Genomic DNA, 26,200 nt, shown 5'->3' with positions numbered 1-26,200 from the left:
ATTGTTGACGAGTTACGTCAAGCATTTAGGGGATTTGTGATTTATTTGTGATGAGAGTGCCATCATCGCTTAAATAGGCAAGCTAGGGGCTCTGTGTGAGCCTCTTTCTTACTGAATTATTCTTATAATATTGGTTTTACTCGACCCCTATATGCTATATTTCTCGGCCAAGTTTACTACAGACTGAGGCTGAAAATGTCTATCAACCTTTCCCTTCTTCCACCCGATGAGAAAAACAAGATCGAGCTGGATAAGCAAGCTTCATTCCTCGTATGGCAATTGAAGCAGGCAAAATGTGGCCCTGAAGCCATTGTTGAAGAAGCAATGAAGCTCACCGACCCACAAGAGAAAGCTTGGTTTGAGCAGTCTGTAGAGAAATACAAACAGGTAATGGGTGTCGCATAATTGCAGACCACGCTTACCCCAGCAATGCCGCAGAATTGAAATGATGCGGTATTTTGCTAGAATTTGCCCCGTTAATTGAATCAGAGAGAAGATCCCGATGGGAAGAAGTTTTGAAGTGCGTAAAGCCTCTATGGCGAAAACAGCAGGCGCAAAAATTAAAGTTTATTCCAAGTACGGTAAAGAAATTTACATGTGTGCGAAGAATGGCGGTTCAGATCCAGATATGAACCTATCGCTTAAGCACCTGATTGCTAAAGCGAAAAAAGACCAAGTACCTGCACACGTTATCGACAAAGCGATCGATAAAGCAAACGGCGGTGGTGGTGAAGACTACGTACCAGCTCGTTACGAAGGTTTCGGCCCTGGCGGCACAAGCGTAATCGTTGACTGTCTAACAGATAACGGTAACCGTACTTTCCAAGACGTTCGCCAATGTTTCGTTAAGACTGGTGCGAAAATCGGTGTTGAAGGTTCTGTTTCTCACATGTTCGCTCACCAAGCGGTATTCCAATTCAAAGGCGAAGATGACGAAATCATCCTAGAAACGCTGATGATGGAAGACGTAGACGTAACTGACGTTGAGCTAGAAGATGGCGTAATCACTGTATTCGCTCCAACAACAGAGTTCTTCAAGACTAAGACTGCACTAACAGCTGCTTTCCCAGATCTAACACTAGACGTTGAAGAGATCACGTTCGTACCTCAAACTCACACGCCAGTAGTGGGTGACGATGCAGTGAAATTCCAGAAGTTCCTAGACCTTCTAGATGACTGTGATGACGTACAACAGGTTTACCACAACGCTGAGCTGTAATTCTGCGTTGTCGTGACCGTTCACTGAGCTGTCATTTCTCTACTAAAAACCGAGCCATGTGCTCGGTTTTTTTATGTCTGCGATTTTACCTTGATCATTGTTCCGCCGGAACGATGAAAAAATCGGTGCTTTTTGGCTTTAATCATTTCAAAAACCATTCATCGCCTCCCTATTCATCACATAGCTCTACCTGAGACGATTGTGACTTTCTTGGTTTGCATATCCATTCTGCAAGCTTTTTCACTTTTGGCAGTAGCGTAAGGCTAAGTACCAGTGCACATGGCCACGCCAACAAAAAGCTGTTTAACCATACTGGAGGCCAATCGTGGCTGAAGCCCATCTTGGCGCCTGAAATAATGCCTGACATCAGTATTGCCATGACCAATGAAGAGAGTGTTGCAGTGACATAGTGAAGTTTTTTGTTCATCTCTGATCCTGATGATTTTTCTTGTTCGTTGAGTTAAGGTTACTCCTATCCACAAATGAGAAAAATAGGCATAAAAAGAACTATGAATTCCATATATGGAAATATTGATGATCTGTTTTTATTTTGTGCCGTGGTAGAGAAAGGCTCTTTGCTGTCTGCCTCGCGTTCACTACAGCTTCCAGTCTCAACTATGTCCCGCCGTTTATCTGCTTTAGAGGAGCGACTTGGGGTTCGTCTACTAGAGAAGAAAGGGCGAGAGTTGGTTGCGACTGAAGACGGAGAAGCGGCGTTTCAATCCCTTAGTAGTGGTATGGAGTCGCTGCAAGCCGGCTTTTTGGATCTGCTCAAAGGCAAGGATGTGATTCAAGGCAAGATCAAGCTGACCGTCCCACACAATTTCTATGGCAGTTCTCTGAGCAACACCATTGAGAATTTTCTGATCCAGTATCCAAAGGTTCAATTGGATTTAGTCCTGAGTCAGCAACATTTAGTCCCGGAAACGGATCGTGATCTGCTCGTGACCTTTAATGTCTCCAACCTAGAAGGGATGGTTGCGCGTCCCCTGTTTAAAGCTAAGCACGGCTTTTTTACTAGCGAGAAATACCTAGAGCGCACAGGTGCCGTTACCACACCAGAACAGTTGGCGGAGCAAGATTGGGTCAGTGTTGACCATGTGACGGACATTCCGCTTTATAAAGGAGATACCCTTGAGCGCAATATCAGCATTCAACCCAAGTTTGTGGTCAATGATATCCATCGAGTCGCAGAAGCCGTTGAGAATGGCTTAGGCGTCGCTTCACTGCCGTTTCGTCATATCTCACCTAATATGAACCTTATTCAACTCCTACCTGAATACCATCGAGGTGACCGACAGGCGTATTTAGTGTACAAAGAGAGAAAATATCAGCCTAAGGCGTTGACGCTACTGATTGATGCACTGATCGAGAGCATTCGATCTTTTCACCATGAAGCGCCCGCCTCATAAAAAGGAGCAACAAATGAAAGTAAGTTTTATCGGACTGGGTGTCATGGGTTTCCCAATGGCAGGTCACCTAGTTAAAGCCGGTTTCGAAGTAACGGTATTTAACCGTACTCACAGCAAAGCACTCGATTGGGCTGATAAATACCAAGGTAAAGCCGCTGAGAGCGTGGCGGAGTGTGTAGCAGAAGCTGACGTAGTGTTGGTTTGTGTAGGCAACGATGATGACGTTCGCAGTATGACAACCAGCGAAACGGGCGCATTGGCCGCAATGAAGCCAAACGCAATCCTTGTTGACCACACTACGACGTCTGCACTGTTATCGGAAGAGCTTGAAGTTGCGGCTAGCAAAGCCGGTGTTCGTTTCATGGATGCACCAGTTTCAGGCGGTCAAGCGGGCGCAGAAAACGGTGTGTTGACTATCATGTGTGGTGGTGATCAATCGCTATTCAATGACCTTCAGCCTGTATTTGACGCTTACGGGAAATCGTCGGTTCTGATGGGTAAAGTAGGTCAAGGCCAACGCGCGAAAATGGTTAATCAGATCTGTATCGCAGGTGTATTGAACGGCCTATCTGAAGGCTTGGTGCTTGCTGAAAAGTCAGGCTTGGATATTCAAACTCTAGTTGATTGCCTTAAAAACGGCGCTGCTGGTTCATGGCAGATGGAGAACCGCGCGGTGACGATGTCGGAAAACAAATTCGACTTTGGCTTTGCGATTGATTGGATGATCAAAGATTTAGGTTTCTGTTTAGATGAAGCTGAGCGCCAAGGTATTCAACTTCCATTGACGGAAAAAACCAATAATGCTTACAAAGCTCTATCTGCTCAAGGCGAAGGTCGCATGGATACTTCGGTATTGATGAAAGCAGTGGTTGAAGAGACTAAGAAGTAAAACTCACAAAAGCTTGGTTTAGATAACTAATAATAGCCGCGAATCAGCGGCTATTTTTGTTTGTGTGAACTTAGGGATGCAGTGAAAGAGTTGGAACTGAAACTCACTATTGGACAAAAATGAGTTAGGACTTTGCCCTATGTCTACTAAGTTAGACGAGAAAAATATCGAAGACCTACATTGTAAATATTCTGGCTCAGATACAGCCTACAGCCACCAAGACGCACTTGATGACTGTAAGATCAAGTCTGAGCAAGCGAAAATTAGTATAACTAAACACGTATTTTTCTCGATCTAATCATGTGCTCTCGTAGATAATAAGCCCTTGCAGAACCAGTTTCTACAATTCCATTTAGTAGCTCAAGGCATGAGTTATACATTTTTCTATTTAATGGACCTCTATTTTCTATCTGAAGATATCGTCCTATCGACATTTCTAAATAATAAGCAGTATTAATTTGCTTACCTATAAGATCTGAATTCACAGAGAATTTTGAAGCTAACAAATGAATGCCTTTATCAAAGAACACGCCATGAAAATGATATATTAAAGATGCTAAAGCTTCAAAAACGTGGCTATTACCCGCAGATTGGTTGGCAAATCCCAATAAATAGTGTGCCCCAGTTTTCATGTCACGTTCTTCATTAGGATGACCTTGCCAAGGAGTATCCGCATGCATTAGTCCACGTAATAGCTGATTTAAATCATTCTGTAACCCTACATAACGATCATTGACATCATTCATGGCTATCTTATGTGCCTCTGGTGCTAACAAACTCCAAAGTGACCAGACAGCGTCATAATCATCTTCTTTTTCTACTACTACATTATATGAGAGTGTTAACGAATAAATAAAACTAGGGGCTTTTGAACAGCCCAATACCAATAGTTCCTTAAAGGGCATGTAATTATTATTTCTTGAAAAAATAATATGTTCAGAAAGACAATCCTGGATCTGTTTTATTATGTCATGATTTATTTTTTCATCACCACTTAAACGATGATTTTGATTTTCAGTATCAAATACAAAATTCACTAACTTGTTAACCAACTGGATCTGATCATCATCCGTAGGACAATATGGAACCATTAACATTGGTAAATGAAAAAACCATGAACAGTGGCTTTCCAAAGAAATATCGTTAACCGAAAGCTTAAACTTCCCATCAATTAATTCATTGCGAAATATTGTTATAAGAGTATTCCAGTTTTCGTGAGCGGCTTGCAACTCAGCACCTTGTAAATGATAGAACCTACGTACCACACTATCTTCTTTTCTGAATCTTGCGTACTCAACTATTCCACCTATACAACGGGATGCTAATTGAGCATCCCTTGACCAAAGAAATTCCCTTACGCCCTTAGCTGCATAAGCACTAACATTAATGTTCTCATGTGTTAACGCTGTAGCCAAAGCAAACTTCAAATACTTTTCTTGTTCTGAATCTAGCTCTAAATCAAATAACTTAGGTAAGACAAATGCACACGCTCCAGAGCCATAATGATCAGTTTTATCATGTGCTGTTGTTCCATTCATATTATCTGCGTGCATAAATATTGACTCTAGGATAACTCCTAGGCACCACTCTTTATCTTCATCGCTCAAGTTTAAAAGAACATCACGGACACAAACGGCAGCAACGGTTGTTATTGTACCTACAGCCATATCGGCAAAGTTGTGTATTTCACCTTTTTGGAGGGAATTGAGTAATTCTTTTGCTGCTATTAATGCATCTTGATATGAAGAGAAATATTTTTCTTCTAGTAATTTATCTTCGAATAGCTTTCGTCCCCATAAATTTAAACTAATTACAATGCTATCAATTGCATTTTTTTCATTAAATTCTTGTTGATCTTGCTTTAAATCAGCCGGAAGTTCAGACGAGCTTTGAAGCAATATTCGATTATTATCCTTATCCTCAACAGCCTCCCAAGTCCTTGTATCAACTCGGTGTAACATATACCGAAGAATATTTTTATTGCGGTCAACCGCTTCAGCTTTCAATTCATCGACAATTTTTAAGGCGTCATCCCTAAGCTCATTTACGAATTGAAACCTTATTAATAGGTTTTCTAATGACTCGCATCTCCATGGTCTAAGTGCAGCTTGTCTCCTCTCTTCTATGTAGATTTCCGACATTGGATCTCTGTCAAAGCCAAAGAAATGAAATTCATTTCCGCCCCTTTCCTGAGTCTTTCGAATCAAATCTAAATGGTATAAATTAGCGGTTTTCAGTAAAGGAAATGCTGCTTTTCCTACTTTATTAGGGAAGCCTGTGGCTACAGAAGATAATACAGATGTAGGCATGACAGAGTTACTCTTTCTCAGCAAGTAATCATAAATCCATTGTATTTCATTGTCCTCGCCACATTTGTCAATATATTCAACTAACCAATTCTCTAGTGCCATAAGCCCGCACTGTAGCAGGTAAGGCAACGTAGACTGTCCTCGATAGCCCTTCCACAGATAAGGTGATGAATACTGCTTAACTACTGTGCCATCATTGAGTGTTATATCTACTTGCTTTACGACTGTTTCATAGGCATAAATAGTCTCTTCCTCATTATCATGAGGTTTAGAAAATTCAGATTCTGAATATTTTCGTGCCGTTATATTGCATAGCTTGATAATGAAATCTAACGCTAGTCTAGGTTTTGATTGAAGAAGATACTTAAAAGGCCCTTTAGAACCACTTGCAGGAAAAAAATCTCGTTCTCTATCTAAACCAAAAGATTCTTCAACATCAACTCGGCCATAAGAACCGTAACCGAATTCATCATCTTCTGGTTTTTGCAATAACCACTCATGCAGTGAAAGCTTAACAACAAAGTCGGGGTAACGTTTACACAACATAGGCACGTTAATGCCTACAAGGGCCAAACTCGTCAGCTCGTCAACATAGGCTAATCTTCTTGGTTTTACCTTGGATATGAAAACATCCTGTTCCATTAATTCATCAAATTTGTCTTTAACTGCTGTTGAAACTTTTAACAAAGCATTAAGTATTTTTTTTCTTCGCCCTTTATCACGATAAGAATCTTTAACTTGTTCAAGCAACCATAAACTCAACAAACCAACCTTGTGAGAGGCTTTTGGTAGATCATCATATATATTAATGATTCCACACCATTCATTGATGACTTCAACAACTTGAGTAAGCATAGAGTCGCTTAAATCGTGTTTAACCTCATAGATAAAATCAAACAGTGCTTCCCAACCATTACCATACGGTTGTAAAAACAAAGATTTTAAAATCCCTGATTTTTCATCTTTAGCCAATAAATCATTATATAGTGAGCTTGGTCTTTGACAGGTTATTCTGAGAATAAAACAAAACCGGATCAAGAGTGCACAATCATCTTTTAAAAGCTGAGACTTCAGTGAATGCAGAAAAACTTCTGGCGACTCATGTTGCATGATCGCTGCAATAGCCTCGTCCTTCCAATAACTTTCTATACAATCCGTCGTTAATATTTCTTCAACAAATTCATCGGTTGCATTATCAGACTTTAATCTGCTATAAAGCCATAATCGAAAAGCCCTACTTATTGCCGGCTCATTACCAATAGTTAATAAAAAGTTAACTAAGTCATGTGAATTTTCAACATACTCGCCATCAATGTATTCTTCTAATGCCCAATCTTCTAAGACATCATGCATAGGACTGATAGTGGCAGACTTCTGGTCACGGTGAATTAAATGATCTTCTTCCAATTTTGCAACTACTTCTGGATCAAACTCATTAGCTCTAATACCAAACAGCATTTTCTTTGCACGTTGTTTTGCAATATTAATAAACGTTGTTCTTCGTTTATACGGCATTCCTGATTTTCTATCTGCTTCTTTTGAAATGACTGTTGCCCAAACAGTATTTCTAAAGTTTACTTCAGTGTCACCAGATTTAAATTGTGCGCCATTACCAATGGCTCTTACTGCAATCTCGATAAAAAATGGTACTTTAAGTAATTCAACTAATGAATCATTAGATATTATCCCTGTTAGTTCAGGAATATTTTCACAGACATGGGTAACTTGAACAGTGGTAAGCCCCTCTACATTTACACTGTCAAACTGGATAGCACTAGGCTGAAGATAATTAAAAGTAAGTTGTTGATATGCATAATCACGCCCAGTAGCAATAATAGTCCAACCCGATTGATTTTTTATGTATTGAAGCAGGTCTAAAAAAGCATCTTGGTGATTTAGCTCTAAAATTTTTTCTAGAGATTCAATAACAAGTATTTTTTCGTTAAGTAACGAGAAGTACCCTTCAATTTGCCCTAATGTGGAATTCATTCCGATAGATGTAAATACATCATTAAGGTGGCTTTTATCTAAATCTTCAGCTCTTAAATAGAAAACTGGTACATCTTTACCTTTCGTTGAGATAAAATCTTTTACAACACCTGACTTTCCAACACCTCTAGTGCCGGTAACAAAAATAAAGTCATTTACACCGTATAGTTCAGATATTTTTGCCAGTTGCTCCTCTCGATCTATATGAAAACCATTAATAGTATTTGATATTCCTTCAAAAATATGATCACTACGCTCCTTAAACTTTATGAAATCACTTTCAAAATTAACTTTACTTGCCATATTAAATAATGATTTAACTTCTTCAGGCACATTGTTTTGAGTTAATGTTCCAGCATTTTGGTTAAATTCTTGTGCACAAGTAACTAATTTAGAAAAAACAAGAGATGGTGATTCATCAGTGTAATATTCAATTAATGAGCATAACAAATTTGCAACGGTTGAATATTTGGCATCTAAATCGAAGGAAATTAACTGAAAAGATCTCAAGAATAGCCATAATTCGTCATCAGTAATTTCATCTCCGTCATTAGCATTGGTTAATTGTGATCTGAATATGTTTAGCTTGTTGAGCTTTGCCTTACTGGTAAAACCTTTAGTTTTTGATTTTTTAATAAAGTCTTCTGAGTTTGACGAGTATTTAGCCCATTCCAATATAGGGAGAGTATTATTAACATCAAGCTTTGGCATTGGTCCAGTTATTAATGCAATTGAATCATTTTCAAAGTTAAACCTAGTACTTTTAAAATCTTTCCATGCACTGTTAATAACTTCAGCGAACATTGAATCAGCAGACGCAGTTATAGTTATTTCGTGCTTAATCTGAGCAAAAAGTTGACTTTTGTTATTTGCTTTATCAGTCGCAACTAAAACAAAGTCATCCGTATTTACACCATCATATTTATTCTGAAATTTTAACTCTTTTGCCCTCATAGACTGTGATAAACAAGGAACACAAGATTTTGTTAGCAATGACAGTACAAAAGCTGCTTGAACTCTAGTTTCAAAGTTTACGCCACCACCTCCAGTAGAAAATGGATTGCTCTGTTGTTTGACATCGTTACTCATTTCTCATCTCCATAAGGCGCACAATGAAATTCATGAGTCTTTCTGTGCACAAGTCTCACTAATTTTCAAATTTTATAGCAAAATACGGTAGGATGATATGAATACAATCACTTACCCGATACAAGCAATCTAACCATAGAATGGTGAAGTGTGCTTAAAATTAATTTTTTAGCTCAAATGATCACAAGTTACAAAAGATGGCAACCCAATCTATTAGAATTTTTAAGCCAGTTATCAGCGTGTGAAATAGGCTGGATTTTTAGTGCTAACGCACTTTGGGGCAGAAATGAGTCAGCTCTGATTTAGGCCTAAATTGGGCAATATCAGATTATGTATTGACCTATCTGTTGTATTCCTTCTTTTCGAATTTTCCATTCATTTCCCAACTCAACCATTCACTCCTCATAATTGCCATTCGTCGCATTGATAAAACGGCGTGACAGTTTGTGGTTAACCTTTCATCATCAAAACAGGAAAGGGAATACCAAGATGAAAGCAAGTCACACCCCAGTCAATTCACTGCAATCGATTAAAACGTCTCTCTTTGTATCAACACTTGCCTTTGGGCTAGCAGTAAATGCACCGGCATGGGCAAACCCAACGCCAGAAGCACTCTCTATGTATAATCAAGCTGCTCAAGGTGATGAAGAGATGGTTGAAGCAGCGCATGATGCGCTGAAATCGATCCTCGACAAAGAGGGGGCAACACCGCTGACCTTGGTCTACTTGGGTAGTACAGAAACCCTGCAAGGGCGCGATGCTTTTCTGCCTTGGAATAAGATGAAGTATGTCGAAAAAGGGCTCGCGACCATCGATAAGTCTTTGACTCTCTTAAATAGCATCGAACAGCCTGTGACTGAACAGGCGAGAGTTCAAGGCTTGCCAGAAGCCTATCTCACCCGCGCGATGGCGGCGACCACCTATACCTCACTTCCAGATATGTTTAACCATTTTGACCGTGGCTATGACCTCTATTTAGACCTGCTGTCTGAAGAGGAGTTCTCACACCAAAACTTTGCTGCTACCGCTTGGATTTACCGCTATGCGATTACCGCTTCGATTCGAGCACAAGACTTCGCACAAGCACAGACTTGGTTGGCTGTAATGGAAGAGAAAGATAGCAGCAATATTGAAACCATGACGGCGAAAGCACTCGTCAGTCAGGCTCAATAATATCCGTTCGAACAAGGGAGATAACAAGATGGTAGTGTTCGAAGCGATTAAAAAGCGATACAGAACGGGTGAACAGGTCGTGCATGCCCTTAATGGAGTATCAGGAGCGATTGAGCAAGGCGAGATGGTGGCGTTATGCGGCCCGTCAGGTTCAGGTAAAAGTACCTTGCTCAATATCTTAGGAATGTTGGACCGAGATTACCAAGGGATGATTTCGATAGAAGGGCAGCCCTACCCTGAACAAGCTATTCCCGCTGCGCGTTTTCGTCGCCACGCTTTAGGTTTTGTATTTCAAAAGTTCAATCTGGTGCCTGTCATGACGGCGCTAGAAAACGTTGCTTACCCTCTGATGCTCAATGGTTTAAGCCTTGAAGAACAGCATAAACAAGCAAAGCAGATGCTGATGCGTGTTGGCTTAGAGCAGTACGTTCACCATCGGCCAGATAATCTCTCTGGTGGTCAGCAACAGCGCGTCGCGATCGCTCGTGCTTTGGTTCACAAGCCTAAGTTAGTGATCGCCGATGAACCGACAGCAAGCTTGGATAGCCACACCGCCAATAAAGTGATCGACATTATGCGTGAGCTTGGCCACGAGTTTGGCACCACATTTATTGTCGCGACCCATGATCCAAGAATGGCCAGCCGTTGCGATCGAGTGATTGAGCTGGTGGACGGCAAGATCGTGACCTCAACAATGAAGCAGGAGGCCGTCTCATGGGCAAGTTAATGCAGTTTGGGCTTCTACATTCGCTGCGCCTCGCGTGGCTCAATCTCCTGCGTAATGGACGTCGTAGTTTGTTGTCGGTTTTGATAGTCGCGATTGCCGTGTTTGCACTCACTTCCGCAGGTGGGTATGGACTTTATACCTATGAATCTTTGCGAGAGTCGACCGCGCGCGATACTGGGCACTTAACACTCAGCACACCGGGTTATTTTGAGCAGGACGAAGATACGCCGTTGAGCAATGGTTTAGACAACGCAGATGAACTGACAAAGATGATCATTGGCGACAGCGATGTGCGCGGTGTTCAGCCACGTGTCTACTTCAGTGGCCTTGTCTCTAACGGCTCGAAGTCAACCATCTTTATGGGAACGGGCGTTAACGAACGTGAATTCGACATGAAGGGCCCGTTTTTAGATGTTCGACAAGGGCAAACTCTAACCAGTATTGATTCTCCAAGATACGACGATTCCGAGCCGCAAGTGATGCTAGGGAAAGACTTAGCGCGCAACTTGAAGGTGAGCATTGGCGATTGGGTTACGCTGCTCGCGACCACCAGTGATGGAGCCCTCAACGCCTTCGATTTTAAGGTGCAAGGAATCTACTCGACTGGCGTTCCTGAGCTAGATAAACGCCAGTTGTACGTTTATATCAGCCAAGCACAAGAGCTACTGGCTACAGATCGAGTGAGCACGCTGTCGGTATTCTTGTTTGAGACTCAATTGACAAGTCAGGTTGATCAACGCTTGCAACAAAAGCTGGCACAGCGTAACGGCGATACAGACAGCTCGCAGATCGAGATCACTCCGTGGCAAGATCGCGCGTTCTTCTACGTCAAAGTGAAAGATCTCTACGATCGGATCTTCGGCATCATGGGGGCGGTGATGGCGTTGGTGGTTTTCGTTTCTCTGTTTAACACCATGACTATGTCGGTCACAGAGCGCACCCGAGAGATGGGGACCTTATCGGCATTGGGTAGTTATCCATCTGAAATCATTGCCGGATTCTTGAAAGAGGCGGGTTTGTTGGCACTGCTTGGTGGTTTGCTCGGCGCCTTCGCCAGCGCAGCTGTGACGGTTCTATTACTGGTTGTGGATGTGCAAATGCCACCGCCTCCAGGTCGAACTGATGGTTATCCGTTAAATATCTACTTCTCATTTGAATTAGTGGCCTACGCCATGGCTGGTGTGACTGCGATCTGTCTTATTGCAGCTTATTTCGCTGCTCGCAAAGGTGTAAACAAACCTATCACGGAGGCGCTGACTTATGTTTAATGACCTAAATGCCATTTCGAATAGACGCGCAAGCCAAACAGTTTGGCATCACACAGTAATGACGTGTTTATTGATGTTGTCGTTTGTGTTTAGTGGATCGAGTTGGGCGGTTGATGCCGACCAAGTAACAGAGATGATTGCGAAAGCCGATCGCTACCGACTCAACAGTGAGCAAGCCTCGAAGGTGGTGTCTGTGGTGCATCTCTTTGACAATGATAAGTTGGATAAGACCCGCCAGTACAACGTCTACACGCGTCCAAACCGAGAATCATTGGTGATATTCAAATCGGCAGTGGAAGCCGGTCAAAAGATGCTGATGATTGAAGACAACTACTGGTTGCTCATGCCGAAGTCGCGTCGACCTATTCGCATCACACCAATGCAGAAACTTTTGGGTGAAGCCTCGGTGGGTGACATCTCAACACTGACTTGGAGTGAAGATTATCAAGGTGAGTGGGTGCAGCAAGAGAGCATTGAGTTAGATAGTGGTGAGCAAGTCATGACACATAAATTGAAATTGACCGCCAAAACCAAAGGTGCGAGTTATCAGTCGATCGACTTGTGGTTAACCACTGATCGCGCGTTCCCAATCAAGGCTGATCTGTACTTGAGATCAGGAAAGCTAGCCAAACAGGCATGGTTTGATGAAGGAGAGCGCAATGGTCTACCCAGTGTCGTGGCGATGAGTCTGCTTGATAAGATTCAGCCGAATAAGCGCACCTTGATTGAGTATCAAGAGATCAGCGAACAGTCACTGGCGGATAAGTACTACAACCCTGCATATCTGTCTCGTAATAGCGTGTCTGGACTGTAGGTTGGTGGCGATGAACACTTTGGCTTGTTTGAAAACGAGAGATGGGAGTGCCAAACGCGGGTGTGCGCGAGCTGTCGCAATAAGTACCGCTGCAACTTCTCTATTGAGCGCGAGCGTATTGGCAGGTGATGACCAACTCAGCCTAGCTTGGGACTGGCAGGTCAGCGCTGAAGCGGTGCAATCACGGGACACGCCATGGTTGAATGAGCCTGAATATCATCGCCAGTCTGTGAATGCGTTACTCGATCTTGAAGTGAATTATGCTCAATGGCTTGGCCTGTTCTCGATTAAAGGCGACGACCTTTACCACGAACAGAGCCGACAAGAGATCCCCGATAGTCACAGTGATACACAGCTGATTGTGCGAGAGCTGTTTTGGCAGCACAGTGTTAGCTTGTCTAATTGGCTGTTCGGAGACCAGTATATCGACGTCACGCTAGGCAAAATGCGTCTCGACTGGGGCGTCGGTTACGGCTACCGCCCATTGGATGTGATAAAGCCCTACCGACAAAATCCGGTAGGTATTGTTGCGGAGGAGGGCGCGGGCGTCGCATTACTCTCTGTGTTTGACGATAGCGGTGAGTGGACTCTGCTCTACAGTGACTCTTCTTGGGGCTCTCAAGAGGTTAATCAACTTGAAAGAGCCAGTGAACAACAAGGTGTGGGGGTTAAGCGCTACAACTTAATTGGTGACCATGAGTATCAATGGCTCGCCTATTATGACGATGTCAGACATGGGTTGCTTGGGGCGAGCTTAGTGTCGGTACTTAACCTAGCGTGGGAGTTTCATGGGTCGATGGTCTACCAACGCCACAGCCTAGGGTACAGTTTGCCTGATGAACAATATCAGCCAGTTCAACTGGAGGAGCAGGGTGACGCCTTTCAAGTTCTTGTCGGGCTGACATGGGCTAACGATACCGGGCACAACATCGTACTCGAATATTGGTATGACAGTCGCGCATGGAGTGATTCCGAGTGGCAAGCCGCAATCCATAGAGCACAAGGTTTATCGCAGTTGCCTTCCACCCAGCCTTTGGCAAGTGCTTACGCACAGGGATATCAGCACGCCAATATTGTTGAGCACAATCTGATGGCGCACTGGTCATTAGAACCAAGTGGCTGGCGACACTGGTTTGCTGATGATGCTTCTGTATGGGCGTGGCTAGATGATGTTACCCCAACTCTAGACCTGATGTTCGCACCTCAAGATGGCGGCATCATTGCAACACAATGGATTAACTATCAAGCAATAGACAATGGCAGTGCGTCGGTTGAACTGGAACTTGCCGCACGCTTTTTAGGTGGAAACAAGGATTCTGCTTACGCTAATTTGCCCGATAGCCATATGATTTTGTTAAATATAAAAGGACGATTTTAATGAGTGAATCTGGATGTAAACAGTACTCTTGGTTTAAGAGTTGGTTAGTAACCACCCTGTTTTGTATTGCGATTAGCGTCACAACTCAAAGTATCTGGGGAGGATCGCTGTTCACCAGTGCCATGATAAGTTTTGGCTTTGGTTATAGCGCGGTGTTCTCTTCTTTTGTTCTGATTAAGTTGTTTCCTGATACGTCACGCTTATTGGAGATCGCCATCTCAATGGTGTTTGCTCTAACGGTCGGAACACTCAACGCGCACTACTGGTTGAATAGCTTTTTTGGGGAAGGCATATCAGAGCTTAAGTCGGTGATCTTCCTCGGTGTCATTTTCTGCTCGGTCAGCTACTACTATTTCTACACCAGAGAACAAAAGCTCCGTGCAGACAATGAATTAGAAGTGGCTAAACGTCGCCAAGCCGACCAAGAGAAAGTGGTTGTACTCAGCCAGTTAAAGCAGCTACAAAGCCAAATTGAACCGCATTTCTTGTTCAATACTCTGGCAACAGTCAGCGCTTTGATTGAGACTGACAGTGATAAGGCAAAGCTGATGTTGGATAAGCTCACAGAGCTTTTGCGAGTCACACTGCGTAATAGTCGAAGTGAACAATCAACCATTGCTCAAGAGAGTGACCTGCTGGATGCGTATCTGAATATTCAGAAAATTCGTTTGGGTGAGCGCTTGACCTTCAATATTGACAAGAGCCAAGTCGATTCAACACAAGTGATCCCGCCATTTTTGATTCAGCCCTTGGTTGAGAATGCCCTCACTCATGGGATAGAGCCCAAGGCTGAAGGCGGTGAGATTTCGATTCGATTCAGTACTGATCAAGAGTGTCTAATGATCGATGTGGTTGATAATGGCTTAGGGTTTTCGAGATCGTCCAATAGCGGCGGTCATGGTGTAGGGTTGAGTAATATCCGCCAACGTATCGCGATGTTATTTGATGAACAGGCAAGCTTATCAATCAAAGAGCAAGCTGCTGGTGGTGTGGTGGCTCAGTTAAGACTGCCGCTCTTAGGCCAATAGAAATGGCGATTTACAGTGTGAATTTTAAGGAAGAATAATGGCGAATATGGCAAACAACACCGGCTTTACTGCCATCATTGCAGACGATGAGCCCTTGCTTCGCCATCACCTAGATAAGAGCTTAGCTGATGTTTGGCCAGAGCTCGACATCCTTGGTCGGGCACAAAATGGGACCGAGGCGAAACAGATGATTGAAGCACACCAACCGGATGTGGTGTTTCTGGATATTCGAATGCCAGAGCTTGACGGTATGGCTCTCGCAAAGCAGCTGCAAAAACTGGCGAACCCACCTCTGGTAGTCTTCATTACTGCGTATGACGAATATGCGTTGCAAGCGTTTGAGCGTAATGCCGCAGATTACCTACTCAAGCCGATCAACGAGGAAAGACTATTTTCATGCTGTCAAAAACTCAAACAGCGCTTGGAGGTGCGCAAATCTAACTCCTCTTCCGTTGATATGGGATCGTTAATGGAGCATATCCAACAGCTTTCTCAAACGGTCGCCACACCGCAATATCTCACCTGGCTCAAAGCCCATTCGGGTGATGATATCCATCTTATCTCAGTGGAAGACGTGCTCTATTTCAAGGCTGAAGATAAATATGTGTCAGTATTTAAGATTGGAAAAGCTGGCGCTGCTGAGGAGTTCATTCTGCGCACGTCGCTCAAAGAGTTGCTTGGTCAGTTAGAGCCGGATGTTTTTTGGCAGATACATCGATCGGTAGTGGTGCGAGTTGCCGCTATTGATAAGGTCAGCAAGAGTTTGTCAGGGCAGATGTCTGCTTATGTATCAGGGATTAAATTACCGGTAAGCCGTTCATCACAAGCGCTTTTTAAAGGGATGTAACTAGGCGACTGGTATAACAGATAGGACGTCGAGCTTTGTAGAACGACGATCTTGATCACAAAGGTATTCATGTAATTTAGTATTAAACGATAATTATTTATCCGACCTGTATATTGTCACGCAATGGCATGTAAGAGGTTGTTATGAAAAATTATTGTTTATTAGCCGGATTGAGCGTGACCTTGATCGGTTGTAGCTCTATCTCTACAGAGCACCCAATCCAATCCGATCCTGCATGGGCTTCTGGTCAGCTGGAAAATGGACTGACTTATCACGTTTACCGCGATCACGAACAGCCTGTATCGGTTCGACTTGTGGTACACGCGGGTTCGTTCCAAGAAACTGAACAACAGAAGGGTTATGCCCACTTTATTGAACATATGGCGTTTAATGGTAGTGAAAACTTCTCGCAAAACGATGTCATCAGCCTATTCGAAGATGCAGGCGTTAGCTTTGGTGCCGATTTAAACGCTTACACCTCTTACCAAGAGACTGTCTACCAGCTCGATCTGCCAGATAACACTCAATTAACTCAAGCGTTGACTTGGATGCGCGACATAGGTGATGGTCTGGATATTGCTGACGTTGAAGTGGAAAAAGAGAAGGGTGTGATCCTGGGCGAGTTTCGCTACGCACGACTTGAAGACAAGCAACTAGCCGATAAATTCTACGACTACTTCGTTGAAGGTGGTCAATACCAATCTAAGGATGCCCTGGGTACTAAAGCCTCAGTGTTGGCGGCAGATCAGCAAGAGTTAAGAAGCTTCTATCAAACCTGGTATCAGCCTCAGCTCGTTGAAGTTGTGGTTGCTGGTGACATCAACAAAGAAGACGCAGTTGCACTGATTAAAGAGAAGTTTTCTGACTGGCAGCGTGGGCGAACACCTCGGCCAGAGAAGCAGAAAATCACCTCGTTTAATGAACATGACTTTGTCGAGTATGTGAAAAGTGGGGAATCGCCAAGCCTCAGTCTAATGTTCAATCGAGGCTCAGAAGTGGTCTACACTCATGAGCAGCAGCATCAACGCTGGTTAGATGATCTCTCGCAGCGTCTTATTCAGCAGCGCTTGGGGGCGGTGTTTAATGATGCAGCTCTGCCTACTCAGTGGCTCTTATCAGAACGCTACTCAATGGAGTATCAACGTTACTCATTGGCCAGTGTTGCTTTCCCTGTCGGATCTCGTGAGGCTTCTCAGCAACAATTTATCTCTGCGCTGGCCTCACTACGAGACCATGGTGTCTCAGAAGATGACATCGTTAGTGAGAAACAGTACTACAAAGATTGGCTAAAAAATGTAGAACGTGAATGGGATGCCATGAATGGGCTGGATTTCGCTAACTACAAGGTGGGTAGTTTAGTGGTTGAAGGGCCACTGCAATCGGCGAAAGATGAAAAGGCCAGCTTAGGAGCTTTTGTCGAGAATCTTAATGTAAACACCATCAATGCCAATATCCGCAGTCTACTGTCGAGCAACTACTTCTTAGTTATTGGGGTCGATAGTAGTGAAGATAAGGATGCTATCACGCAAACGACAGCAAGCCTTAAAGCCGCTTATGCTGCATCTGGAGCTAAAGTGACGCAAGCTACGAATGATCACGGCTTTGCTGTTCCAAGCATCTCCGGAGAAGTGGTGCTTGTCGAGCAGGAATACGCTGATCCCAACATCCAAAAGTGGACCCTCAGTAATGGTGTGGATATGTGGTATCTGCGTGACACTTATGCCAATGACGAGGTTGGGATGTATTACACCAGTCTTGGCGGAAAAATGGCGCTCGATCCGAGCCTATACCCAGCGACAGAGCTTGCAATTGCCACCATTGCTCGAAGTGGTTTAGGTAGCTTTACGGGTTCCGAGCTTGAAGCGCATCTTGATCGAGAAACGATCGATCTGTACTCCTTTATCGATGCAACCCGTCATGGCATTGAATTTAAACTCTACCAAGATGGTTTGGAGCAAGCTTTTGCCGCGCTTTATTCGATCGCCACCTCACCGAATATCTCACCAAAACAGTTGGATGCGGTAAAACAAGAGTTTATACAGGGTCGAACAGCTTATTTAGAGAGCCCAATAGGGCAGTTTGAACAGGCGATGAACCACAATACCTACCAACTCAATAGCAGCCACTATTTGATTGATGGCAGCGCGGTAGATAATGTCTCGGTTGAACAAGTTCGCCAACTTCATAGCACCTTGTTTAGCAAAGACCGCCGCAATCAGTTAGTGGTTGTCGGTGATATTGATCCAAGTATCTTGAAGCCACTCGTCAGCCAATATGTCGCTTCTATCCCTTTGCAAGAGGCGTCGATTCCTGATTTTTCAGTGCCTTATAAACTACCGAATAGAGAGCGTATCGACTTATCAGTCAACACCGAAACTAGCTCTGAATACATTCTGAGAGTGATCTCCGATATTCCTGCTGCAGAGACTTCAAACTCTCAGGCGCAGGTTGGGGTAACCGCTAAAGAGGTGTTTATGACGGATTTGATGCAACGTATTTTAACCACACGTCTAGATGCGTATGTCCGTGAAGAGTTGAGTTTGGATTATTCTCCTTATAACTACTCGATCTCACAAGATGGTGAGCGCAGTTACGACTGGTTTATTGGTGCGTTAATTGCTCCGGACAGTGCGGATAAAATTGAGACTGCGATTGATAAAGTCATGGCCGATTTGCTGAAAGGCATTTCTGATGATGAACTAAAGGCGGCGGGCAAACAACTGGTGAATGACTTCGCACCATTAGAAGCGGCTCCTGTGGACCAAGCCTGGTTTGTATCCCGCTATGTTATTTATGACTTCGGTGTTGAGGCGTTGTTTGATATCGAAAGCACGGTAGATTCTATCTCTCGTCAAGATATGGATGCGCTCGCTGAACGATTGTTTGGTGAGAATAGCCGCCACTACAAGAATATTCTGCGTCCTAAAAAATAGCCGAGCACTGACTACGTAGCGTGAAAATTGCAGAGTAAAGGCCAAGCGTATGAACTAACCCCCCAATAGTTGAACACCAATTATTGGGGGTTTTTATGGGTTCAAGATTGTCAACTTTGTGTCAAATATGATTAACGCGGCTTTTAAATCAATTGTATCTTTCATTGCTGTTATATATTGTCGTCGTTTCTACCATTTAGGATTGTTTTGAATTGCTGAAGTTGGGCACGCGTTTACTGTTGATGCTGTTAGTACTGAGTTTTGGCTTAGTGAACAGTCACGGCTATTCGTTTCCAGCAAAACCTTTTCAAATCACGACTTCAAGTGGTCACTTGTGTCAGCAACCGACACAAACTTCTCAAAAAGACGTCTTTAAAGTACGACACGCCTGTGAGCAGACCAAGTTCACGCCTCCGATAGAGGACAGCTCGCACTATCATGACTCTGAGTCGAGTCTACAAGCGAGCACGTTTCGTCGAATACTCAGCAATGAACAAGATGGTTCGAGTGATATCGAGCCTGTCTATCACCTGCTGATTGATTTCTCTCCCCCTTCTCTACTGGCTTCGTTGTTAGAGACAACCCCGATGTTGGATCTCAAACAACACTGGACCAGTATGGTCGGCTCTCCGCCTTCCCGTTTGTCGGGGTGGAAAGAGGGCAACATCCAATATTCACATTTCCGAGAACTTCTTAGCTAATCGTTTGCCCCTGATTGGTCGCATCGACGATCCCTTGTGTCCGTTGTTCTATCCAATCCTCAAAACAATTCGCGAATGCACTCTGCTGCCGTTCAATCAGTTTGGTCTGGTTGCGGTTAGCCATCGTTCGCGTTCGCAAAACTTAGTTAAAATAAGAGATCTTGACTGTGAAAAAACGCATTCCAAGAAAACAAATCAACCACTACTCGAAGTGGAAATATATGGTGCTTATCACCACCATCATCATCATGATTCTGAGCGCGCTACCGTCTTGGTATGGTGAAGACGCTTCGGTTCAAATTAACAACCGCTCTGAGCAGACAATTGATGCAACACAGGTGACTCAATACCTCGCGACTGAGGGCATTCAAGCTAAGTCTGTTTATCAGAAAGATAGCCGTTTAGTGGTGATCTTAGAAGATGCCGAGCAGCAAGCGAAAGCCAAAGAAGTGCTGAATGAGCGTCTGCTAGACAACGCAACCGTCGCGCTAGCTATGGAGCCTGCAGCACCACAATGGTTGACTGATATGGGCTTTGCTCCGATCCAGCTAGGCCTTGATTTGCGTGGTGGTGTGCAGTTCTTATTGGAAGTGGATATGGCACCTGTTTATCACGCGCAAGCTCAGGCTATGGTCGATGAGATTACTAGCCAAGTGCGTTATGCCCGTGGCGAAGTGGTCAACAACCAAGTGGAATTCAACTTCCGTACCGAGGCGGACTTCGAAAAGGCGCAAAAGCTGATTCGTGAAGAGTTCCCACAATGGCTACGTGACAGTTCAGACAAAAAGCTGACCCTGACGCAATCTGAAGATGAACAACGCACGCTGCGTAACCTTACGGTGCAACAAAACCTGCAAATCATGCGCAGCCGTATTGAAGAGTTGGGGATCACCGAAGCTTCAATTCAGCGCCAAGGTGAGAGTCGCATCCGTATTGAATTGCCAGGTGTACAAGATCCAGCCGCAGCGAAAGACGTGATTGGCGCGACGGCTTCACTGGCGTTCTACTCGGTTCACGATAACCCGACGCGCAATACTCAGACGCTAACAGATACCGATGGTAACCGTGTCGTTGTCGCTCGCAAAGCGGTATTGAGTGGCGAGCACATCATTGATGCACGTAGCGGCATTGGTGAAATGGGCAGCGCAGAAGTCAACATCACCCTAGATTCTGCGGGTGGTAAGAAAATGTCTGAGTTCTCTCGTCACAACATCGGTAAACCTATGGCGACTGTGTACAGTGAGTACAGCCGCGATAGAGCCGGTAATAGCGAGAAAACCAGTGAAGTGATCAGTGTTGCAAACATCCAATCTCAATTGGGTAGCCGCTTTAGAATCACAGGTGCAGGCACTATGGCAGAAGCGCGAGAGCTGGCTCTACTGCTTCGCGCGGGTTCATTAACTGCGCCAGTTACTATTATTGAAGAGCGCACTATAGGTCCATCTTTAGGGGCGGAAAACGTGACTAATGGCTTCGCTGCTCTGGCTCTTGGTCTTGGTCTTACTCTCACATTTATGGCGCTATGGTATCGCCGCCTTGGTTGGGTCGCGAATGGCGCGCTAATCCTGAACATGGTAACGCTATTTGGTTTGATTGCGCTGCTACCGGGTGCGGTATTAACGTTGCCGGGTATCGCTGGTTTGGTGTTAACCGTTGGTATGGCGGTGGATACTAACGTACTTATCTTCGAACGTATTCGAGACAAAATGCAAGAAGGGCGCAGCTTTGCGAGTTCCATTGATCGCGGTTTCGATAGCGCGTTCTCGTCTATCTTCGATGCTAACTTCACCACCATGATTGTCGCTGTCGCTCTTTACACTATTGGTAACGGACCCATTCAAGGCTTTGCTTTGACACTGGGCTTAGGTCTTCTAACCAGTATGTTTACGGGCATTTTTGCTTCACGAGCGATCATCAATTTGGTTTGGGGTCGTGACCAACGCCACGATGTAAGGATTTAAGTATGAGTACTTCAAAAATGACTATGTCAAACCGCTATTTTTCAGACAGTAATATGACTCTTCTTCGTAAAGTGATGTCGGTAATCTCTATTGTGCTGTTCATGAGCTCAGTAATGTTGGTAGCAGTGAAAGGGTTTAACTGGGGCTTGGACTTCACTGGTGGCGTGGTTGCTGAAGTTCAACTTTCTGATCAAGTGACCAAAGACGCATTGAAAACGCAGCTTGATGCCGCGTTCCAACAAGACGTTCAAGTGGTCGGTATGGCAGAACAAGACCGCTGGACCATTCGCTACAGCCAACTGACAGACGCACCGCAGATCAACTTAGTTGACGCTTTGGCATCGGTGAGTGACCAAGTGAAAGTGCTTAACAGCAGTGTGGTTGGCCCTCAAGTGGGTCAAGACATGGTTGACCAAGGTGGTTTAGCGGTATTGGTGTGTTTCTTAATGATCATGCTTTACCTAAGTGTACGATTTGAATGGCGTTTAGCTCTAGGTGCTTTGGCTGCGATCATTTACGACGTGACGATTATCTTCGGCTTATTCGCCTTGACTCAGTTTGAGTTCAACCTAACGGTGCTGGCGGCGGTATTAGCGATTCTGGGTTACTCACTGAATGACTCAATCATCATTGCTGACCGTGTCCGTGAGATGCTGCGTGGAAACCCTAACGGCGATACCGACAACTTGCTTAACGAGTCAGTCAAAGCAACGTTCTCTCGTACTATGGTGACTTCCGGTACGACACTACTGACGGTGTCAGCCCTTTGGTTGCTTGGTGGCGCGGCGCTACAAGGCTTTGCGATTGCACTGGTTGTGGGTATCGCGAGTGGTACTTGGTCTTCAATCTCAGTGGGTATCACCCTACCTAAATTGCTTGGCTTACAGCCCTGCCATTACCAAGTGCAGCCGGTTGATGAGTTGGAAGATAGCCGCCCTTAATCCAATATGATACGAGCTAAGCTAGCGCATCGCATTGAGAGTTCAACGTAATACATGGCCTCAAGACTGGTTTCAGTTTTGGGGCCTTATTTTTAGTGCGGTCAATAGTTTAGATAAAGCGACTCTATTTCAAAAATTCGCAAATTGGCGCAGCACCTCTATCCAATATGACTTATGTTTATAAGATGTTAGTTGGAAATGAGGCGAAGCAATGGAATATCGACATCAATGTCATGTAGGTGATCACGGTGATGCGCTTAAGCACCCAGTATTGAGCGAGTTCGTTAAAATGCTCATGCTGCAGCACTCAAGTTTAATCGTGATTGATACGCACTCAGGGACTGCGCGATACGACCTAACCACAGCGCCGAGTAATCATGCGGGCGAGTTTGCCGAAGGCGTCGGGTATCTATGGCGCAACAAGGGATATCTACCAAATGCCTTCTCATCATTTATCTCGATCTTGGAGTACTACAACCCTAATCAACTGATTACTGATTACCCCGGTTCGGCAGCGATTGCTTATCAACATGGGCGCAGCCAAGATAACTTCTACTTCTCCGATATTCAGCAATCTGAAGCCGATTTGTTGCGTTCAAATATCGAAGAGATTCAGCAGCAACGTGGCGTCTCAAGTGCGTTGCATGTCAGTGCTGGAGATGGGTTGAAAGCACTTCCTGATATCGTCGCCAAGAGTGACAGGCATCAGTTGGTAGTGATTGATCCGCCTTATGAGAGTGACGATGAGTACCTTGCGGTTATCGATGCGCTGGCTAAGGCGTATCAGAAGTCAGATAAGGTGTCGGCATTAATTTGGTACCCACTGTACACTGAAGATAAGAGCTCGTTGATCCTCAGTCACTGCTTTGATGCCATGCAAGCGGAAGAGTTACCAAACCCCATTAAGGCTGAACTGAGATTGCGAGACCCGAAAGGGGATGATCGACTCATTGGTAGCGGACTGCTGCTGTTTAATCCGCCACAAGGACTTGCAGGTAAGGTTGCCGATATCCTAGAGTTTTTGCATCGTGATCTGGCAACCCATGGTGAAGGGTATTGGCAAATGAGAGGCTTAGCTTAGTTAACTTAATAAGTCATTGTAAAAAATAAGGTTTTTAAATTTACCTAAACCTAACTTATAAAAGTTGATTAATTCTCGTTAATCATTTAAAACTGAGACTTACAAGCGGAGAGTCGCCCAAATTTAGGTTTGAACTGCGACACACTTAAACAAATAATCTCCATTTTAATCTATGCAGTTTACCCCCTAAACAGCATTAGGCTCGCACTAGTCACGCGAGCCTTTCTTTTGCCTGTCATTCAGCGTCTACACAGGTTGAGACTCTTTTAACGCAGGATAATCGATATATCCTTTTTCATTGCCACCGAAAAGAGTGGTTCCGTCGAGTTGTGCCAACTCACTGCCGTTTTGTAGGCGTGATACGAGGTCTGGGTTAGCCACAAATGGGCGACCAAATGCGACGAGATCCGCGTAGCCTTTACTTAACACTTCTTCGGCTCGCTCTGGCGTGTAGCTGCCTGCGACGATGATGGTGTTTGAGAACAGCTCTCTTAGTTCGACACGGAAGCTTTCAGGGATAACCGGTGCATCATCCCAGTCGGCTTCTGACAAGTGTAGATAAGCAATATCACGAGCTTGCAGCGCTTTTGAAGCCTCCAAAATTGTTGGCACTATGTCTGGGCAGTTCATGTCTTTGAAAGTAATGAAAGGCGCCAAGCGCACACCGACTTTATCGGCACCTATCTCTGCAATAACAGCATCAACCACTTCAATCAAAAAGCGAAGTCTGTTCTCGCGGCTGCCACCGTAGTTATCGGTGCGCTTGTTTGAATTGGTTCTTAGAAATTGATCGATAAGATAACCATTACCACCGTGGATCTCAACGCCATTAAACCCTGCTTCGATGGCTTTCTTTGCTGCGTTCGCAAAATCTTGCACCACACGATCGATGTCTGCTTGGGTCATCTCTCTTGGCTGAATGCAATCGACCATGCTGCCGTTGCCATTCTCATCAGCAATCCAAACTTGCGTCTCTGTTGGAGCCAAAGCCGACGGTGCAATCGGCAGTTCACCCTTTTGAAAGATTGGGTGAGATACTCGACCGACATGCCATAGCTGACAGAATATCGCTGCACCTTGTGCTTTTGCTGCTGTGGTTACTGATTTCCAACCTTCAATTTGTGCATCGGTGTAAATGCCGGGAGTGAATGAGTAACCTTGAGAGTCATCAGAGATCTGCGTCGCTTCAGTGATGATAAGCCCTGCGCTAGCACGTTGTTGGTAATAGGTTGCCATCATATCGTTGGGTACATTGCCCGGCTGACTGCTTCGAGCTCGGGTCATGGGTGCCATCACGACACTATTTTGTAGCGTTAGACCTTTTAATTGTGTCTTATGGAATAATTTTGTCATGCTCAGGATTCCTATCTTCTGCTGATAGGGACTATTTTATTTATTCGACTGGATTTGATAATTGACTAAAATATGAATTCATTGTTCGGTTTTAATGAATGGTAGGCGTAAGAGTGGATAAGTTTTCAGACATGGCGATGTTCGTCAGTATCGTGAAGCATCAAGGTTTAGCGGCAGCAGGGCGAGAGCTAGGCTTATCTCCTGCGACCATGACCGCAAGGCTGCAGGCACTGGAAGAGCGATATGGCGTGAAGCTGTTGAATCGAAGTACTCGACATGTGTCTTTGACTGACTCTGGCGAGCTGTATCACAAGGCGTGCTTGGAGATATTGGATAACGTTAGCGAAGCAGAAAATCTGATTCAAAACGGTGTTAAAGAGGTTAAAGGCCCCTTAAAAATCGCCGCTCCCAAAGACATCGGCAAGCAGTATATTCTTCCTATTCTCTCTGAGTTCTGTCAGCAATATCCCGACGTGATCCCTTACCTATATTTGAACGATAACCTGTCAAATATTGCAGAGTCGGGCATGGATGTGGTAATTCGCTACGGAGAGTTAGTCGACAGCAGTTTGATATCAAGACGTTTATCCCCGAGCCGACGTGTGCTGTGTGCTTCTCCTGAATATCTTGCCAAGCATGGAACGCCATTAACGCCTCAAGATTTAGCAGACCATGATTGCTTAGCAATGCTACGCAGTAATGAAGAGCTGAAAACATGGCATTTCCAAGATCACGACATGAAGAAGTCGATTACCGTTGTACCAAAGCGATTCTCAGACGATGGCGAAGTGATTCGCTACTGGGCATTAAAAGGTGAGGGTATTGCGCTCAAATCAGTGTTGGATGTGCAAGATGACATCAATAACCAACGCCTTGTCACGCTGCTCAACGGCTATATGAAAAACTTCAATACCTCGACCTCTGTATCAAGCGCAGACTTGAATGTGGTGTACATCAGCAAGAAGTATCAACCTAAGCGAATTCGACTATTTTTGGATTTCCTAATCGATAATTTTGGCCGTTTGACCGATAAATCAATTAATTAACGAGATATGACAAAACTCTCGAACTGAAAACGGGACTGCGGA

At 44.4% G+C, this 26,200-nt stretch carries 20 protein-coding genes and 1 pseudogene; 18 read left to right on the top strand and 3 right to left on the bottom strand.

Going from position 1 to position 26,200, the window contains the following annotated elements; genetic code table 11:
* Positions 1 to 195: 195 nt before the first annotated feature.
* A complete protein-coding gene (locus vsple_RS18040; protein ID WP_255232282.1) occupies positions 196 to 405 on the top strand; it encodes a DUF3283 family protein in 210 nt (69 codons plus the stop codon).
* 97 nt (positions 406 to 502) lie between these two features.
* Positions 503 to 1,219, top strand: coding sequence for a YebC/PmpR family DNA-binding transcriptional regulator (locus vsple_RS18035; RefSeq protein ID WP_261883292.1), 717 nt, complete (start codon positions 503 to 505; stop codon positions 1,217 to 1,219).
* A gap of 169 nt (positions 1,220 to 1,388) precedes the next feature.
* On the opposite strand, the gene vsple_RS18030 is transcribed toward vsple_RS18035, so the two are convergent.
* Positions 1,389 to 1,646 (bottom strand): DUF2798 domain-containing protein, encoded by a 258-nt coding sequence (locus vsple_RS18030; protein ID WP_261883291.1) that lies wholly within the window; start codon positions 1,644 to 1,646, stop codon positions 1,389 to 1,391.
* A gap of 82 nt (positions 1,647 to 1,728) precedes the next feature.
* Between vsple_RS18030 and vsple_RS18025 the strand changes: the two genes are divergently transcribed.
* The 3 genes from vsple_RS18025 to vsple_RS18015 all read left to right on the top strand — a co-directional run bounded on the left by vsple_RS18025 (position 1,729) and on the right by vsple_RS18015 (position 3,818).
* Positions 1,729 to 2,631 (top strand): LysR family transcriptional regulator, encoded by a 903-nt coding sequence (locus vsple_RS18025; RefSeq protein ID WP_261883290.1) that lies wholly within the window; start codon positions 1,729 to 1,731, stop codon positions 2,629 to 2,631.
* 13 nt (positions 2,632 to 2,644) lie between these two features.
* Positions 2,645 to 3,520 carry an NAD(P)-dependent oxidoreductase gene (locus vsple_RS18020; protein ID WP_261883289.1) on the top strand — a complete coding sequence of 292 codons (876 nt, stop codon included), beginning with the start codon at positions 2,645 to 2,647 and terminating at the stop codon, positions 3,518 to 3,520.
* A gap of 139 nt (positions 3,521 to 3,659) precedes the next feature.
* Positions 3,660 to 3,818 carry a hypothetical protein gene (locus tag vsple_RS18015; protein ID WP_193286101.1) on the top strand — a complete coding sequence of 53 codons (159 nt, stop codon included), beginning with the start codon at positions 3,660 to 3,662 and terminating at the stop codon, positions 3,816 to 3,818.
* Here vsple_RS18015 and vsple_RS18010 read toward each other — a convergent pair.
* Entirely contained in the window at positions 3,793 to 8,907 is a 5,115-nt protein-coding gene (locus vsple_RS18010; RefSeq protein ID WP_261883288.1) for an ATP-binding protein, read from the bottom strand. The genes vsple_RS18015 and vsple_RS18010 overlap by 26 nt on opposite strands.
* Before the next feature lie 489 nt (positions 8,908 to 9,396).
* Between vsple_RS18010 and vsple_RS18005 the strand changes: the two genes are divergently transcribed.
* The 12 genes and pseudogenes from vsple_RS18005 (at position 9,397) to rlmJ (ending at position 23,759) form a co-directional block, all read left to right on the top strand.
* Positions 9,397 to 10,080: a hypothetical protein gene (locus vsple_RS18005; protein WP_261883287.1), complete on the top strand. Its 684-nt coding sequence runs from the start codon at positions 9,397 to 9,399 to the stop codon at positions 10,078 to 10,080.
* A gap of 28 nt (positions 10,081 to 10,108) precedes the next feature.
* Complete coding sequence (locus tag vsple_RS18000; RefSeq protein ID WP_261883286.1) at positions 10,109 to 10,807, top strand: ABC transporter ATP-binding protein; 699 nt, start codon at positions 10,109 to 10,111, stop codon at positions 10,805 to 10,807.
* Positions 10,795 to 12,075, top strand: a complete 1,281-nt coding sequence (locus vsple_RS17995; RefSeq protein ID WP_261883285.1) for an ABC transporter permease — start codon at positions 10,795 to 10,797, stop codon at positions 12,073 to 12,075. The genes vsple_RS18000 and vsple_RS17995 overlap by 13 nt, the downstream gene beginning before the upstream one ends.
* Before the next feature lie 58 nt (positions 12,076 to 12,133).
* Entirely contained in the window at positions 12,134 to 12,889 is a 756-nt protein-coding gene (locus tag vsple_RS17990; RefSeq protein ID WP_261884010.1) for an outer membrane lipoprotein-sorting protein, read from the top strand.
* 10 nt (positions 12,890 to 12,899) lie between these two features.
* Positions 12,900 to 14,267 carry a hypothetical protein gene (locus vsple_RS17985; protein ID WP_261883284.1) on the top strand — a complete coding sequence of 456 codons (1,368 nt, stop codon included), beginning with the start codon at positions 12,900 to 12,902 and terminating at the stop codon, positions 14,265 to 14,267.
* Positions 14,267 to 15,295 carry a sensor histidine kinase gene (locus tag vsple_RS17980; protein WP_261883283.1) on the top strand — a complete coding sequence of 343 codons (1,029 nt, stop codon included), beginning with the start codon at positions 14,267 to 14,269 and terminating at the stop codon, positions 15,293 to 15,295. Before vsple_RS17985 ends, vsple_RS17980 begins: the two co-directional genes overlap by 1 nt.
* A 37-nt stretch (positions 15,296 to 15,332) precedes the next feature.
* Positions 15,333 to 16,142 carry a LytR/AlgR family response regulator transcription factor gene (locus vsple_RS17975; RefSeq protein WP_261883282.1) on the top strand — a complete coding sequence of 270 codons (810 nt, stop codon included), beginning with the start codon at positions 15,333 to 15,335 and terminating at the stop codon, positions 16,140 to 16,142.
* Between the two features lie 143 nt (positions 16,143 to 16,285).
* Positions 16,286 to 19,075 carry a M16 family metallopeptidase gene (locus vsple_RS17970; RefSeq protein WP_261883281.1) on the top strand — a complete coding sequence of 930 codons (2,790 nt, stop codon included), beginning with the start codon at positions 16,286 to 16,288 and terminating at the stop codon, positions 19,073 to 19,075.
* Positions 19,076 to 19,479: 404 nt separating this feature from the next.
* Positions 19,480 to 19,776 (top strand): annotated as a pseudogene (locus tag vsple_RS22040) (hypothetical protein); the annotation flags it as partial.
* A gap of 161 nt (positions 19,777 to 19,937) precedes the next feature.
* Positions 19,938 to 21,737, top strand: a complete 1,800-nt coding sequence (gene secD, locus vsple_RS17960; RefSeq protein ID WP_261883280.1) for a protein translocase subunit SecD — start codon at positions 19,938 to 19,940, stop codon at positions 21,735 to 21,737.
* Positions 21,738 to 21,739: 2 nt separating this feature from the next.
* Complete coding sequence (gene secF / locus vsple_RS17955) at positions 21,740 to 22,678, top strand: protein translocase subunit SecF (protein WP_261883279.1); 939 nt, start codon at positions 21,740 to 21,742, stop codon at positions 22,676 to 22,678.
* A 211-nt stretch (positions 22,679 to 22,889) separates the two neighbouring features.
* Entirely contained in the window at positions 22,890 to 23,759 is an 870-nt protein-coding gene (rlmJ, locus tag vsple_RS17950; protein WP_261883278.1) for a 23S rRNA (adenine(2030)-N(6))-methyltransferase RlmJ, read from the top strand.
* A gap of 246 nt (positions 23,760 to 24,005) precedes the next feature.
* On the opposite strand, the gene vsple_RS17945 is transcribed toward rlmJ, so the two are convergent.
* On the bottom strand, positions 24,006 to 25,112 hold the full coding sequence (locus vsple_RS17945) for an alkene reductase (RefSeq protein ID WP_261883277.1): 1,107 nt from the start codon (positions 25,110 to 25,112) through the stop codon (positions 24,006 to 24,008).
* A 113-nt stretch (positions 25,113 to 25,225) separates the two neighbouring features.
* Here vsple_RS17945 and vsple_RS17940 point away from each other — a divergent pair, with 113 nt between their 5' ends.
* A complete protein-coding gene (locus vsple_RS17940; protein ID WP_239916194.1) occupies positions 25,226 to 26,158 on the top strand; it encodes a LysR family transcriptional regulator in 933 nt (310 codons plus the stop codon).
* The last annotated feature ends 42 nt before the right edge of the window (positions 26,159 to 26,200 follow it).

This window comes from Vibrio pelagius (assembly GCF_024347575.1).
GTDB classification, from domain to species: domain Bacteria; phylum Pseudomonadota; class Gammaproteobacteria; order Enterobacterales; family Vibrionaceae; genus Vibrio; species Vibrio pelagius.
Note: the sequence above shows the minus strand (reverse complement) of the source record. Positions and strands in the feature narration are given on the sequence as shown.

What these genes read in the sequence shown, in the direction of transcription:
- vsple_RS18040 (WP_255232282.1), top strand. Translation starts at nt 196, where the DNA reads ATGTCTATCAACCTTTCCCTTCTTCCACCCGATGAGAAAAACAAGATC.
- vsple_RS18035 (WP_261883292.1), top strand. Translation starts at nt 503, where the DNA reads ATGGGAAGAAGTTTTGAAGTGCGTAAAGCCTCTATGGCGAAAACAGCA.
- vsple_RS18030 (WP_261883291.1), bottom strand. Translation starts at nt 1,646, where the DNA reads ATGAACAAAAAACTTCACTATGTCACTGCAACACTCTCTTCATTGGTC.
- vsple_RS18025 (WP_261883290.1), top strand. Translation starts at nt 1,729, where the DNA reads ATGAATTCCATATATGGAAATATTGATGATCTGTTTTTATTTTGTGCC.
- vsple_RS18020 (WP_261883289.1), top strand. Translation starts at nt 2,645, where the DNA reads ATGAAAGTAAGTTTTATCGGACTGGGTGTCATGGGTTTCCCAATGGCA.
- vsple_RS18015 (WP_193286101.1), top strand. Translation starts at nt 3,660, where the DNA reads ATGTCTACTAAGTTAGACGAGAAAAATATCGAAGACCTACATTGTAAA.
- vsple_RS18010 (WP_261883288.1), bottom strand. Translation starts at nt 8,907, where the DNA reads ATGAGTAACGATGTCAAACAACAGAGCAATCCATTTTCTACTGGAGGT.
- vsple_RS18005 (WP_261883287.1), top strand. Translation starts at nt 9,397, where the DNA reads ATGAAAGCAAGTCACACCCCAGTCAATTCACTGCAATCGATTAAAACG.
- vsple_RS18000 (WP_261883286.1), top strand. Translation starts at nt 10,109, where the DNA reads ATGGTAGTGTTCGAAGCGATTAAAAAGCGATACAGAACGGGTGAACAG.
- vsple_RS17995 (WP_261883285.1), top strand. Translation starts at nt 10,795, where the DNA reads ATGGGCAAGTTAATGCAGTTTGGGCTTCTACATTCGCTGCGCCTCGCG.
- vsple_RS17990 (WP_261884010.1), top strand. Translation starts at nt 12,134, where the DNA reads ATGACGTGTTTATTGATGTTGTCGTTTGTGTTTAGTGGATCGAGTTGG.
- vsple_RS17985 (WP_261883284.1), top strand. Translation starts at nt 12,900, where the DNA reads ATGAACACTTTGGCTTGTTTGAAAACGAGAGATGGGAGTGCCAAACGC.
- vsple_RS17980 (WP_261883283.1), top strand. Translation starts at nt 14,267, where the DNA reads ATGAGTGAATCTGGATGTAAACAGTACTCTTGGTTTAAGAGTTGGTTA.
- vsple_RS17975 (WP_261883282.1), top strand. Translation starts at nt 15,333, where the DNA reads ATGGCGAATATGGCAAACAACACCGGCTTTACTGCCATCATTGCAGAC.
- vsple_RS17970 (WP_261883281.1), top strand. Translation starts at nt 16,286, where the DNA reads ATGAAAAATTATTGTTTATTAGCCGGATTGAGCGTGACCTTGATCGGT.
- secF (WP_261883279.1), top strand. Translation starts at nt 21,740, where the DNA reads ATGAGTACTTCAAAAATGACTATGTCAAACCGCTATTTTTCAGACAGT.
- rlmJ (WP_261883278.1), top strand. Translation starts at nt 22,890, where the DNA reads ATGGAATATCGACATCAATGTCATGTAGGTGATCACGGTGATGCGCTT.
- vsple_RS17945 (WP_261883277.1), bottom strand. Translation starts at nt 25,112, where the DNA reads ATGACAAAATTATTCCATAAGACACAATTAAAAGGTCTAACGCTACAA.